This window comes from Pseudomonas sp. RIT288 (genome assembly GCF_000631985.1).
Lineage (GTDB): Bacteria > Pseudomonadota > Gammaproteobacteria > Pseudomonadales > Pseudomonadaceae > Aquipseudomonas.
This window is the reverse complement of the sequence record NZ_JFYN01000007.1, coordinates 122,142-135,510: the sequence shown is the minus strand read 5'-3', so window position 1 is coordinate 135,510 and position 13,369 is coordinate 122,142. Positions and strand designations below refer to the sequence as shown.

Annotated in this window: 13 protein-coding genes; 8 read left to right on the top strand and 5 right to left on the bottom strand. The window is 61.0% G+C overall.

Translation table 11 applies throughout. The features are described 5' to 3' along the window. Window positions 1-55: 55 nt before the first annotated feature. Together map and BW33_RS08770 are read right to left on the bottom strand one after the other, a co-directional pair. On the bottom strand, window positions 56-847 hold the full coding sequence (gene map, locus BW33_RS08775; RefSeq protein ID WP_047598376.1) for a type I methionyl aminopeptidase: 792 nt from the start codon (window positions 845-847) through the stop codon (window positions 56-58). Further along, entirely contained in the window at window positions 844-1,071 is a 228-nt protein-coding gene (locus BW33_RS08770; RefSeq protein ID WP_003225727.1) for a ParD-like family protein, read from the bottom strand. Before BW33_RS08770 ends, map begins: the two co-directional genes overlap by 4 nt. A 417-nt stretch (window positions 1,072-1,488) precedes the next feature. Between BW33_RS08770 and BW33_RS08765 the strand changes: the two genes are divergently transcribed. Beyond that, a complete protein-coding gene (locus BW33_RS08765) occupies window positions 1,489-2,424 on the top strand; it encodes a Ppx/GppA family phosphatase (RefSeq protein WP_047598375.1) in 936 nt (311 codons plus the stop codon). 124 nt (window positions 2,425-2,548) lie between these two features. On the opposite strand, the gene metE is transcribed toward BW33_RS08765, so the two are convergent. After that, complete coding sequence (gene metE / locus BW33_RS08760; protein ID WP_047598442.1) at window positions 2,549-4,837, bottom strand: 5-methyltetrahydropteroyltriglutamate--homocysteine S-methyltransferase; 2,289 nt, start codon at window positions 4,835-4,837, stop codon at window positions 2,549-2,551. 392 nt (window positions 4,838-5,229) lie between these two features. Between metE and BW33_RS08755 the strand changes: the two genes are divergently transcribed. The 5 genes from BW33_RS08755 to yecR all read left to right on the top strand — a co-directional run bounded on the left by BW33_RS08755 (window position 5,230) and on the right by yecR (window position 9,638). Further along, a complete protein-coding gene (locus BW33_RS08755) occupies window positions 5,230-6,606 on the top strand; it encodes a pyridoxal-phosphate dependent enzyme (RefSeq protein WP_047598374.1) in 1,377 nt (458 codons plus the stop codon). Continuing rightward, on the top strand, window positions 6,603-7,775 hold the full coding sequence (locus BW33_RS08750) for a cystathionine gamma-synthase (protein ID WP_047598373.1): 1,173 nt from the start codon (window positions 6,603-6,605) through the stop codon (window positions 7,773-7,775). Before BW33_RS08755 ends, BW33_RS08750 begins: the two co-directional genes overlap by 4 nt. Before the next feature lie 530 nt (window positions 7,776-8,305). After that, window positions 8,306-8,797 carry a phage infection protein gene (locus BW33_RS08745; RefSeq protein WP_236645206.1) on the top strand — a complete coding sequence of 164 codons (492 nt, stop codon included), beginning with the start codon at window positions 8,306-8,308 and terminating at the stop codon, window positions 8,795-8,797. A 184-nt stretch (window positions 8,798-8,981) separates the two neighbouring features. Further along, on the top strand, window positions 8,982-9,296 hold the full coding sequence (locus BW33_RS08740; protein WP_007965731.1) for a hypothetical protein: 315 nt from the start codon (window positions 8,982-8,984) through the stop codon (window positions 9,294-9,296). Window positions 9,297-9,329: 33 nt separating this feature from the next. Further along, window positions 9,330-9,638: a YecR family lipoprotein gene (yecR, locus tag BW33_RS08735; protein WP_047598372.1), complete on the top strand. Its 309-nt coding sequence runs from the start codon at window positions 9,330-9,332 to the stop codon at window positions 9,636-9,638. A 1-nt stretch (window position 9,639) separates the two neighbouring features. Here the strand turns inward: yecR and BW33_RS08730 are convergent, their stop codons facing one another. Beyond that, entirely contained in the window at window positions 9,640-11,265 is a 1,626-nt protein-coding gene (locus BW33_RS08730) for an ATP-binding response regulator (RefSeq protein ID WP_047598371.1), read from the bottom strand. A 113-nt stretch (window positions 11,266-11,378) separates the two neighbouring features. Between BW33_RS08730 and BW33_RS08725 the strand changes: the two genes are divergently transcribed. After that, window positions 11,379-11,993: a LuxR C-terminal-related transcriptional regulator gene (locus BW33_RS08725; protein ID WP_047598370.1), complete on the top strand. Its 615-nt coding sequence runs from the start codon at window positions 11,379-11,381 to the stop codon at window positions 11,991-11,993. 54 nt (window positions 11,994-12,047) lie between these two features. Beyond that, window positions 12,048-12,242, top strand: coding sequence for a PLDc N-terminal domain-containing protein (locus BW33_RS08720; protein WP_041062599.1), 195 nt, complete (start codon window positions 12,048-12,050; stop codon window positions 12,240-12,242). An 88-nt stretch (window positions 12,243-12,330) separates the two neighbouring features. Here the strand turns inward: BW33_RS08720 and BW33_RS08715 are convergent, their stop codons facing one another. Next, window positions 12,331-13,329: a bile acid:sodium symporter family protein gene (locus BW33_RS08715; RefSeq protein WP_047598368.1), complete on the bottom strand. Its 999-nt coding sequence runs from the start codon at window positions 13,327-13,329 to the stop codon at window positions 12,331-12,333. Window positions 13,330-13,369 lie beyond the last annotated feature (40 nt).

Sequence of the window (13,369 nt, the reverse complement as noted above, 5' to 3'; positions counted from 1 at the left end):
TTGACTGACATGGCCTCTTCGCGAGCAGGCTCGCTCCCACAGAGGTTTGGTGGCGCTAGACGATCGGGGTGAAACCTTCGATCTCGTCCGGCCAGGCGGTGAGGATTTCGAAACCGGTGTCGGTCACCGCGACCATATGCTCCCATTGCGCCGACAGCGAGCCATCCTTGGTCAGCACGGTCCAGCCATCCGGCATGTTCTTCACATGGCGTTTGCCGGCATTGAGCATCGGCTCGACGGTGAAGATCATCCCCGCCTTGAGCTTCATGCCCTGATTGGGAAAACCGTAATGCAGGATCTGCGGTTCATCGTGGTAAACCTTGCCGATGCCATGCCCGCAATACTCACGCACCACGCTGAAACCTTCCTTCTCCGCCAGGCTCTGGATCGCATGGCCGATATCACCCAGTGTCGCGCCCGGACGCACCGTGCGAATGCCGGCACACATCGCATCGTAGGTGGTCTTGATCAGGTGCTGTGCCTCAGGCGTCGCCTCACCGACCACGTACATGCGGCTGGTGTCGCCGAACCAGCCGTCCTTGATCACCGCGATGTCGAGGTTGACGATGTCGCCGTCTTTCAGCGGTGTGCCCGACGGGATGCCGTGGCACACCACGTCGTTGACCGAAGCGCAGACGGTTTTCGGAAACCCGTGATAACCGACGTTGGCCGGAATGGCTTTCTGCACGTTGACGATGTAATCGTTGCACAACCGATCCAGCTCATCGGTAGTCACCCCGGCCTTCACATGCGGCACCAGCATTGCCAGCACTTCGGCGGCCAGCTTGCCGGCAGCACGGGACTGGGCGATTTCGCCGGGGGTGTTTATCTTGATCTGGTTTCTCATGCGCTGACGGCTTCCTGAGTCAGTTGATGCAGATCCAGCCCGCCGTTCTGTTCGGCGCGGATCAGCAAGCGGCAAATGGCACTGTGGTCGAGGTTGGGGTGCAGCTCGGCGAGCATGCCGATGCGCATCCAGTGCTCGGCCTGCGCGTTGATCGAGCGACTGAGTGCATTGCTGGAGATGCGCAGGTTCTCGTGCATGTCTTCTGAAATTTTTACGATACCCATATGCGAATCCGATACGAAGTGTATATGGATCGTATATTAGCCAACCCTCACTAAGAATTGCAAATACACTCCGCAAACCTACTCACATAACCCTGTAGGAGCTGCCGCAGGCTGCGATCTTTTGATCTTCAAAAACAAAATCAAAAGATCGCAGCCTGCGGCAGCTCCTACAGGATGTGGTGTTGGTTTGGGGGGGCATGCCGAATTTCAGGCAAAAAAAAGCTGCCAAAAGAGGCAGCAAAAACTTTAAGAACACGCGATGTATTGGGTTCAGGATAGACGTCGAATAATGACAGTGTCATGACAGCCGACAATTCACTGAACCTCCCCTGCCCCGTCATCAGGATGTCATCAACCGCATCGCAGAATCCTCGCAAACCGTCTTGAGCCTTCGACGGATGTTTTGCAGGGATCCCCATGAAAGTAGACGCCTCGCTGTTTGCCGCCATCGACCTGGGCTCGAATGCGTTTCGCCTGATGATCGGCCAGTCGGTTCGCAGTCGAAAAGGCTTCATGATTCAGGAAGTCCAAACCCTGCGTGAACCGGTGCGTCTGGCCGAGGGCTTCGACGGCGGTGCTCTTGACGAAATGGCGCTGGATCGAGGCTGGCAGGCGCTGGCGCGGTTCGGCAGGAAACTGCGCGGGTTCGAGGCCGGCAAGGTGCGGGCAGTGGCGACCAGCGCGGTGCGCGAGGCCGACAATGCGCAGTTGTTTCTGCACAGTGCCGAACGCCATCTGGGGTTTCGCATCGACGTCATCTCCGGCCATGAGGAGGCGCAACTGGTGTATGCCGGCGTCGCCCATTCTCTGCCGAGCGCGGAGGACATGCGGCTGGTGGTCGACATCGGCGGTGGTTCCACCGAGCTGATTCTGGGCCAGGGTTCGCAGCCACTGCTCACCGAAAGCATCGCCATCGGCAGCGGTACGCTGGGCGCGCGCTACTTCTCCGACGGGCACATTGCTCCCGGTGCACTACAGGAAGCCGAGCGCGTGGCGATCCTGCAATTCGAGAAAGTCGCCCGCCGCTATCGCGCGCAGGGCTGGCAACAGACCATCGGATCCTCCGGCACGGCGCGGATGCTGGCGAAAGTGCTCAAGGCCAATCGCTTGAACGATTTCGGCCAGGACGGCATTACCTATGGCGGACTGTTGCGTCTGTCGCTGTTGCTGCTGAAGGTGAAGAACGTTCAGCAATTGAAGCTCGCAGGCTTGCAGCCACACCGCCAGAGCATTTTGCCCGGCGGTTTGGTGTTGATGCTGGCGGCGTTCAAGGTGTTCGGCATTTCGCAGATGGTGCCGTCGGAACCGGGTTTGCGCTTAGGCGTGCTGCATGGACTGATGAGCCGTCACTGACCGATCACTGAACCCATTGTGGGAGCGAGCCTGCTCGCGAAAGCGGTGTATCAGAGAAACATTATTCGACTGACACGCCGCCTTCGCGAGCAGGCTCGCTCCCACCGGGTTTTGAGTTATCTTCTCAGGCCAGTTCTTTGCGCAGTTGCCGGGCAGCGGCAACCATGTGCACCAGCGCCGCTTCAGTCTCCGGCCAACCACGGGTTTTCAGTCCGCAATCCGGGTTGACCCACAACCGCTCTGGCGGAATCCGCTGGGCGGCCTTGCGCAGCAAGTTGGCCATCTCCGAAGCATCCGGCACCCGCTGCGAGTGGATGTCGTAGACGCCAGGGCCGATCTCGTTCGGGTAGTCGAAGGCTTCGAAGGCATCGAGCAGTTCCATGTCCGAGCGCGAGGTTTCGATGGTGATCACGTCGGCATCCATCGCCGCGATGGACTCGATCACATCGTTGAACTCGCTGTAGCACATGTGGGTGTGGATCTGGGTTTCGTCACGCACACCGCAGGCGCACAGGCGGAACACTTCAGTGGCCCAGTCCAGATAGTGCTGCCATTGCGCGCGGCGCAGCGGCAAGCCTTCACGGAATGCGGCCTCGTCGATCTGCACGATCCTGATCCCGGCGGCTTCCAGATCCACCACTTCATCACGGATCGCCAGCGCCAGTTGCCGCGCCTGCACTTCACGGGAGACGTCTTCGCGGGGGAACGACCACATCAGCATGGTCACCGGGCCGGTCAGCATGCCTTTCATCACCTTGTCGGTCAGGCCTTGCGCGTAGCGAATCCAGTCCACGGTCATGGCTTGCGGACGACTCAAATCACCGAAGATCACCGCCGGTTTCACGCAGCGCGAACCGTAGCTCTGCACCCAACCGAAACGGGTAAACACGTAGCCGTCGAGTTGCTCGGCGAAGTACTCGACCATGTCGTTGCGCTCGGCTTCTCCGTGCACCAACACATCAAGACCCAGTTGCTCCTGGATGTGCACGGCGTGACGGATTTCGCTGTACATGGCTTCGGTGTATTCGGCCTCGCTCAGTTTGCCTTGCTTGAACGACTGACGCGCCAGCCGGATCGACGCAGTTTGCGGAAACGAACCGATCGTGGTGGTCGGGAACAGTGGCAGATCGAGGCCGGCGCGCTGTTTGGCGATACGTTGGGTAAACAGCGACTGGCGCTGGCTGTCCTGCGCGTTAATGGCCGCCACACGAGCCTGCACTGCCGGTTTGTGAATACGTGGCGAGGCGGCACGGCTGGTCTGTACCGAGCGACTTTGGGTCAAGGCCCGCAACACTTTCGGCGCCTCCGGGTGATTAACGGCCTGAGCCAGCACGGCGACTTCTTCGCACTTCTGCACGGCAAACGCCAACCAGCTTTTCAGCTCGGCATCGAGCTGGTCTTCGCGGTTCAGATCCACCGGGCTGTGCAGCAGCGAGCAGGACGGCGCGACCCACAGCCGATCACCCAGACGTTCATGCGCATGCTGCAACGTCGCCAGCGCGTTTTCCAGATCGCAGCGCCAGACATTGCGGCCATTGACCACACCCAGCGACAGCACTTTGTAGGCCGGCAGGCGATCAAGGATGGTCGGGTACTGTTCCGCTGCGCGCACCAGATCGATGTGCAAACCGTCGACCGGCAGATTGGCGGCCAGCCCGAGGTTTTCTTCCAGACCACCGAAGTAGGTGGCGAGCAGTTTCTTCAGCGGATCGCGCTGGATCTGGTTGTAGGCACGCTCGAAAGCGTTCTTCCATTCCTGCGGCAGGTCGAGCACCAGAATCGGCTCGTCGATCTGTACCCATTCCACGCCAAGGGCGGCAAGCCGCGCGAAGATCTGCCCGTACAGCGGCAGCAGGCGATCAAGCAGTTCCAGCTTGTCGAACTCGGCACCTTTGGCCTTGCCCAGCCACAGATAAGTCAGTGGGCCAATGATCACCGGTTTGACGTTATGCCCCAGAGCGCGGGCTTCTTCGACTTCTTCGAACAACTGTTCCCAACCGAGCTGGAACTGTTGATCAACGCTGAATTCCGGGACCAGGTAGTGGTAGTTGGTGTCAAACCACTTGGTCATTTCCTGGGCGTGCGCACCGCCGCAACAGCTGTCGCTGACGCCACGGGCCATGCCGAACAGGGTCTGCAGGCTGGCTTTGCCGTCTTGCGGACGGAAACGCTCGGGGGTCACCCCGAACATCAGCGAGTGGGTCAGCACCTGGTCATACCAGGCGAAATCGCCCACCGGCAGCAGCTCGATGCCGGCGTCCTTCTGCAGCGCCCAGTGAGCCTTGCGCAGCTCGCGGCCAACATCACGCAGGCCGGCCTCGTTCAGCTCTCCTTTCCAGAACGCCTCTTGCGCTTTTTTCAGTTCGCGGTCGCGACCGATGCGCGGAAATCCGAGGGAATGGGCCAGTGCCATGACAAACAACTCCAATGTCTTGTTGATGGCGGCCATTGTCGGGATCGAGCGCTAGTGAGACAAACTCATTTTGATCTTGATGATCACAAATTTTCCTCATGATCAGATGTCAGCTGTATGCCCGCTGAAAACACCGTTTGCCCTGCAGGATATTCATCCGCAGATCAAGCGGTGAGGGGCGCTTGCGACGCCCTTTGAATACTCAATGGCGCCTTGATGTAAACCCTCTGAAACCGGGCCCTTGCAGTCTGCGATTCTGTTCTATGGTTAGATCGAAATGGCTGTATCTGCGGCCGACTAAAGGTTGCGACGGATCAGGTCTGAGCCTATGTTGCACGCGAGCTTTTCCCCGCGAATGGAACGCGATCAACACCACTACAAGAGGTGAAGAAATGTCAAAGGATTCACGCCCTGCCGTACTTGGGCTGATCGGCAATACGCCGCTGGTACAAGTTACCCGCTTCGATACCGGCCTCTGCACACTGTTTCTCAAACTGGAATCACAAAACCCCGGCGGCTCGATCAAGGACCGCGTCGGTCTGGCGATGATCGATGCCGCTGAACGCGATGGCCGCCTGCAACCGGGTGGCACCATCGTCGAGGCCACCGCCGGCAACACCGGTCTGGGCCTGGCGCTGGTCGGTCGCGCCAAAGGCTACCGCGTGGTGCTGGTAGTCCCGGACAAGATGTCCACCGAGAAAGTCCTGCACTTGAAAGCCATGGGCGCCGAAGTGCACATCACCCGCTCCGATGTCGGCAAGGGTCACCCCGAATATTACCAGGACGTGGCCGCACGACTGGCGAAAGACATTCCCGGCGCGTTCTTCGCCGACCAGTTCAACAACCCCGCCAACCCGCTGGCACACGAGTGCAGCACCGCGCCGGAGATCTGGGCGCAGACCGAACATGATCTGGACGCGATCGTGGTCGGCGTCGGTTCCGCCGGCACCCTGACCGGGCTGAGCCGCTTCTTCAAACGCGTACAGCCGGATCTGCAAATGATCCTCGCCGACCCGGTGGGTTCGGTGATGGCTCAGTACAGCCGCGACGGCACGATGCCGACGCCCGGTTCGTGGGCGGTGGAAGGCATCGGCGAAGATTTCATTCCATCGATCACCGACCTCAGCAGCGTGCGCCACGCCTACTCGATCAGCGACGAAGAAAGCTTCGACCACGCCCGCCAGTTGCTGCGCGCCGAAGGCATTCTCGGTGGCTCGTCGACCGGCACCCTGCTCGCCGCCGCGCTGCGTTACTGCCGCGAACAGACCGAGCCGAAACGCGTGGTCAGCTTCGTCTGCGACACCGGTACGCGCTATCTGTCGAAGGTCTACAACGACCAGTGGATGACCGATCAGGGCCTGTTGCAGCGCAAACGCTATGGCGACCTGCGCGACCTGATCGCCCGGCGTTTCGAAGATGGCCGCGTGATCAGCGTCGGCCCCGACGACACCCTGCTGACCGCGTTCCAGCGCATGCGCCTGGCCGATGTCTCGCAACTGCCGGTGCTGGTGGAAGGCAAACAACTGGTCGGTGTGATCGACGAATCCGACATCCTGCTGGCGGTGCACGAAGACGCCGCACGCTTCAGTCAATCGGTCTCCAGCGTGATGACCGACAAGCTGCAAACCCTCGCCCCCGGTGCCAACCTCGTCGAGCTGGAAGCGGTGCTCAGTCGCGGCCTCGTGGCGATCATCGCCGACGCCTCGGGCTTCCACGGCCTGATCACCCGCACCGACATGCTCAACCAATTACGGAGATCCCTCGCATGAGTCAGCACGACAAGAATTCCCAAGGCTTCGCGACCCGGGTGATCCACGCCGGGCAAGAGCCTGATCCAACCACTGGCGCGCTGATGCCGCCGATCTACGCCAACTCGACTTACCTGCAAGACAGCCCCGGCGTGCACAAGGGCTTTGACTACGGGCGCTCGCACAACCCGACGCGTTTTGCGCTGGAGCGTTGCGTGGCGGATCTGGAAGGTGGCACCCGCGCATTCGCCTTCGCTTCCGGGCTGGCGACGATTTCCACCGTGCTCGAACTGATCGATGCCGGTTCGCACGTGATCTCCGGCAATGACCTGTACGGCGGCACGTTCCGCCTGTTCGACAAGGTCCGTCAACGCAGTGCCGGGCATCGTTTCAGCTACGTCGATCTGACTGACCTGTCGGCGTTCGAAGCGGCGCTGCAGGACGACACTCGCCTGGTGATTGTCGAGTCGCCGACCAACCCGCTGCTGAGCCTGTCGGATCTGGCCGCGATTGCGCGCATCTGCCGCGCACACGGGATCATCAGCGTCGCCGACAACACCTTTGCCAGTCCGTACATTCAGCGGCCGCTGGAGCTGGGTTTCGACATCGTGCTGCACTCGACCACCAAGTACCTGAACGGTCACTCCGACGTGATCGGTGGGATCGCGGTGGTTGGGCAGAACCCTGAACTGGCGGACAAACTCGGTTTCCTGCAGAACGCGGTCGGTGCGATTTCCGGCCCGTTCGATGCGTTCCTGACGTTGCGCGGGGTGAAAACCCTGGCGCTGCGCATGGAGCGTCATTGCAGCAACGCGCTGGAGCTGGCCAAGTGGCTGGAGCAGCAACCGCAGGTCAAACGCGTCTACTATCCGGGCCTGCCGTCGCATCCGCAGCATGAGCTGGCCAAGCGGCAGATGCATGGTTTTGGCGGGATGATCTCGGTGGATCTGAACAGTGATCTGGAGGGCGCACGACGCTTTCTGGAAAACGTGAAGATCTTTGCCCTGGCCGAAAGCCTGGGCGGCGTCGAAAGCCTGATCGAGCACCCGGCGATCATGACCCACGCGACCATTCCAGCTGAAACCCGCGCCAAACTGGGCATCGGCGATGGCCTGGTGCGTCTGTCGGTGGGGGTCGAAGACCTCGAAGACCTGCGCGCCGATCTGGCGTACGCGCTGACGAAAATCTGATCCTGCAACAACGACAAAGCCCGCAGCAATGCGGGCTTTGGTGTTCGTGCAGGCGGCCAGTGCTGGTCTCTGGCTTACAAGGTTTATCGGGCCTCTCACAGTACAAAAGCAACCATGGAAAAAGAGCGGTGCTTTGCTGCCTCACACGGCATAAGGGCTGGATCTCAGCGCGGAGATCTTTCTAACCGTGTACCCTTCGGAACGCGCCCCACGTCCCCTTGCTATCCGCTTGCGCATCAGTCTGCGTCTTCGCCTACACCTTTGAGGCTAGCAAAAGCCGTCGAGCCCCGGGCGGTGTTTTTAGACTGATTTTCTTCTAGCGACCCTGCGCAAGGAAGTTAACCGACTATCGCTTGCTCCCCCGGCCACCCATGGCCCGTGTTTGACGATCTATACTTTTCAGCTCGCTTTCGCGATTTCATGCAATACGTCGACACCCGTGCGCGTTACCGTGCGCCCGTGCCAATCGCCAATCAGGTCAACCCCGGGCCAACGGAATGCTGTGTGGCTGATGGGTCGTGGAGAAAATCATGAAACACACGCTTTTATCAGGCGCCATCCTTGTGGTCGCGGCGACCGTGATGTTGCCAACGGTTTGGGCAGCGCAGCCGCAGGCGGTGGCCTCTGATGGTTCGGATCATGTCGGAGCCGGCGCTGTGGCCTCGGACGGTTCGGATCACGTTGGTGCTGGTGCAGTCGCCTCTGATGGCTCTGATCACGTCGGCGCTGGTGCAGTCGCTTCCGATGGCTCCGATCACGTCGGCGCTGGCGCAGTCGCCTCCGATGGCTCCGATCACGTTGGCGCTGGCGCAGTCGCCTCCGATGGCTCCGATCACGTCGGCGCTGGTGCAGTCGCCTCCGATGGCTCCGATCACGTCGGCGCCAATACCGTCGCTTCCGATGGCACCGACAAGGTCGGCGCCAATCGCTATGCCTACTCACGCGTCGGCGTCGGTTCTGATCGCGTCGCTTCGGCGCTGATGACCGGCAGCTATTCCGACCAGTTCAACTCCCCTCAGTAATCGGCGCGGGGCGACCCACTGGGTCGCCTCTCTCTCCGCCGCACTAGCACATTTGTGCTAATCGACCGCCCTGCCACCCGGCGTTATATTCCCTCGCAACCCCCGATGCTCCCCAACATTGCCGCTGTGCAGTGCGCGGGATCGTTGTGCCTGGAAATCAGAACAACACCAAGGAAGAAACACCATGAAACTGCATTCCAACCTGTGCAAAGTGGCCATCGTCAGCGCTCTGCTGCTTGGCGCCAGCGGCTGCCAGACCGCCAAACCCACCGAAGCCAGCATGAAAGAACGCGCCCAGACAGTCATCGGCAAGCCGGTGTCGAAAATCGACAACATCCGCAGCGACAGCACCCTCACCTACTACACCGCGTACACCCCGGCCGGCGAGTACAACTGCGAGTTGCCCAGCGGCGCGATTATCGCCGTGGCGAGCATGGGCATCATGACCCCGCCGCTGTCGTGCCTGCCCAAAGGCGCCTCACCGATCCCCGTTCAGTAATTGATTTTCTCCGGTAAAGGACGACGTTTCATCATGAAAACCCTGCTCGCAACTCTCACCCTCACCGCCCTCGCCCTGACGGGCTGCGCCACGCCCAAACAGTGGGAAGCCACCGGTGGCAGCAAGAACGACGGCGTGGTTCAGGTCTCGTATGAACTGGGCCAGTTTGAAAGCGGCCAGACCAGCGCCGCACAAGGCCTGACCGTCGCCTCAGAGCGCTGCAAGACCTGGGGCTACAAGAATGCCGAGGTGACCGGCTCCGAGAAAAACATCTGCCGCACCATGGGCCAGTACAACTGCCTGCAAACCACCATCACTCAAGACTACCTCTGCAAGCGTTGAGTCAAACCTGCTCGGCCGGCTCGGTTTGCCGGTCGCGCAGGCTGCGCAAGGTCGCGCGCAGCTCGGCCGGGCGTACCGGTTTGGACAGGATGGCAATTTGGCGGTCGTGCAAGGCCGCCTGTATTTTTTCCATGTCATGCCCGGTGATGATCATCGCCGGCACCGCAAAACCACGCTGGCGCCGCACCTCGTCAATGCACTCGATGCCCGTGGAATGCGTACCCAGATCGTAATCGGCGACGATGATGTCGCAATCGGTGACCAGACCCTGCCCGCTCAACTCGCCCTGCACCACGCAGCCCCAGCGCTCGAGCAGCGCCGACGTTGCCAGCAAGACGTTGCGATCATCCTCCACCAGGCACACCTTCAGTCCGGTCAACAGGCCGGCCTGCCGCACATCGTCACGCATGGCCGGCACCTGCGGCGCCACGGCCACCGGCAAGCCATACAGCGTGACCGCCGTGCCGCGCCCAAGCTGCGAGCGCAACGCAACATGGACGCCGATCAACTGCCCCAGACGCTTGACGATCGACAAACCGAGGCCGACGCCTTCCACGTCCTTGTCGCGCACCTGACGCACCCGATAAAACTCCTCGAAGACCTTCGGCAAATGCTCCTCGGCAATGCCGTTGCCGCGGTCATAAATCACGATGGCCAGCCCAGTACCGCGTCTGCGCACGCCGATCAGCACCGGGCGTTGCGCGCCGTACTTGAAGCAGTTGGAAAGCACGTTCTGCACCATGGTCGCGAGCAACGCCGGATCGCTTTGCACCCAGTGCCGGCAAGGGCGCAGACGCAACTCCACGCCAGCCCAGCGCGCCGCCTCGGCGTTCTGGCGGATCAGGTCGGCCAGCCACTCGCCGAGATTGAACACTTGCAATCTGGGCAGGATGCGCCCGTTGTCGAGGGTGTAGAGATCAAGAATCGAACGGAACAACTGCGAGACGTTGAGCAGCGAACGGTCAATGTTGTCGACCAGTTGCCGCTCCTGCTCGCCCAGCCGCGACTCACGCAGGCACGCCGTGAACAGACCGATGGAGTGAATCGGCTGGCGCAGATCATGGCTGGCCTGGGCGAGAAACCGCGATTTCTCCAGATTGGCCGCAACCGCCTCCTCAGAGGCCTTGCGCGTGCGCTCCAGCAGCAAATGCGCGTAGAACGGAATCACCGTGCTGGTGAGCATCAACATCAGCACCATATACGGTTGCGCCTGCCACACCGGCGTCAACCGATACACCGCCAGCAACGCCAGCAGCGCCAACCCGGTGGCAATCGCCAGATAGCGCGAGCCATAGCGCATGCCGTTGCCCAGGTTGACCCAGATGATCACCGCGTACAGCGGCAACGCCGCCTCACCGCCGAGCACCAGGCCGAAACAGGTGCCGGTGTAATCGTGGATCATCGCGAAAATCCGCCGCGCCGGGTAATGCCCGGGCCAGCGCGCGATGGCCTGGCGCAAGACAATCGACGCCAACAGAAACAGCGCGATGTAGACCACCACCGGCAGATACGTATCGAAGCGCTGCCCCGGCAAGACACCGAGCACGCAGATGTAAACCATGGCAATGCTGGCGATGATGATGCGCAGATTGGCCTGATCCAGCTCGGTGTTTTTCTCGAACTTCATGGGCAACGTCCTTGTGCGACAGTCGTCAGATTCAGCAACGGTCGGCAGGCAATCTGCGTTTGCGGTGCTAAGGTGCATGCCGTAAGCCACGCTGATCCAGGGAGGATCACGTCATGACATGCCGCATCATCATAGCCGACGATCACCCGCTGTTTCGCGAGGCCATGCTGCGCACCGTACAGCGCCTGCTGCCCGAGGCGACCATCGAGGAGGCCGGCGAGCTCGACGCCGTGCTGGCCTTGCTGCCCGACGGCAGCGAGCCGGACACGCTGATTCTCGACCTGCGCTTTCCCGGCCTGACCTGCATCAGCCAACTCGCCGAGCTGCGCCGAAAACTGCCGCGCACCACGCTGATTGTGGTGTCGATGGTCGACGACGAGGCGTTGATCGGCGAAGTGATGGCGGCCGGCATCGATGGTTTCATCGGCAAGAACATCGCCCCGGATGAGATCGGCGAGGCGATTCTGGCGATCCGCGAAGGCGAAGTGCTGGTCAGGTTCGCCCCTTCCGGGCTGCTGCCGCTGGAGACCGGCACCGCCCTCACACCGCGTCAGCAGGATGTGTTGCGGCTGATCGCCCAAGGCAAGACCAACAAAGAGATTGCCCGGGAACTGGATATTTCGCCGTTCACCGTGCGCATCCATGTGTCGTCGTTGCTGCGCACGCTCAATGTGCCGTCGCGGGCGGCCGCTGCGGTGAAATATTCGGGAGGCAGTGGCGCAATTTAAATGAACCCTGCGCGCTTGGGCTCACCTAACTGAAAGACCATCAGGAGGTAGCCCATGCAAATTGAACCCGTCTGGATCGTACTCGCCGTCGTTCTTGTGATCATCGAATTGTGGGCGATCAACCGCGTGCGCAAGAGCGCAGGCAAAGGCAGCAACAAAGGCGTATGGATTATCGCCATCGTGTTCCTGCCGCTGTTTGGCCTGATTGCCTGGGCACTGGCCGGCCCGAAACACGTTACGCAGGATTGACACATCCCCTGTAGGAGCTGCCGCAGGCTGCGATCTTTCAAGATCAAAAGATCGCAGCCTGCGGCAGCTCCTACAGGGAATGCGGTGTTTATGGATCTACCTGCGCCATCAACTCCGGCACCGATTCCGGACGCTTGGCATAACGCTGCGCCAGCACCGCACAGACCATCAATTGAATCTGATGGAACAGCATCAGCGGCAAGATCAACACGCCAATCGTGCCGCCTGCAAACAGCACCTGCGCCATCGGCACGCCGGTGGCCAGGCTCTTCTTCGAGCCGCAGAACAGAATGGTAATGCGGTCTTCCTGGCTGAAGCCAAACGCCTTACCGAGCAAGGTCGACGCCAACAGCACCAGCGCCAGCAGGATGCAGCAGACCACCACCAGCCCCAGCAGATCAACGACTGGAATCTGATGCCAGATGCTCTCGTTGACCGCCTCGCTGAACGCGCCGTACACCACCAGCAGAATCGAACCCTGATCGACAAACTTCAACCAGTTCTTGTTGCGCCCCACCCACGCGCCGATCCAGCGCCGAGCGATCTGTCCGGCAATGAACGGCAGCAGCAATTGCACACTGATCTTCACAATCGCATCGAGGGTCGAACCGCCGTCACCGTGCACATCCAACAGCAGCGTCACCAGCAACGGCGTGAGGAAAATCCCGAACAGACTCGACGCCGCCGCACTGCAGATCGCCGCCGGGATATTGCCTCGGGCCAGCGAGGTGAAGGCAATCGCCGACTGCACGGTGGCCGGCAGCGCGCAGAGATACAGCATGCCCATGTACAGCTTGTCGCCAATCAGCGGCGACAGCAGCGGTTTCAGCGCCAGCCCAAGGATCGGGAACAGCACAAAGGTCAGGCCGAACACCAACAGGTGCAGGCGCCAGTGCCCGGCGCCGGCGATGATCGATTCACGCGACAGTTTGGCGCCGTGGAGGAAGAACAGCAGCGCGATGGCGATGTTGGTCAGCCAGCCGAACCCGACCGCGACCTGCCCGCTGGCCGGCAGAAAACTGGCCAGCAGCACGACGCCGATCAGGGTCAGGGTGAAGTTATCGGGCAGGAATCTTGGGCGGGTCATGGGTTTGCTCATCCGGGGTTGCCAGTACGTGATTGCGACT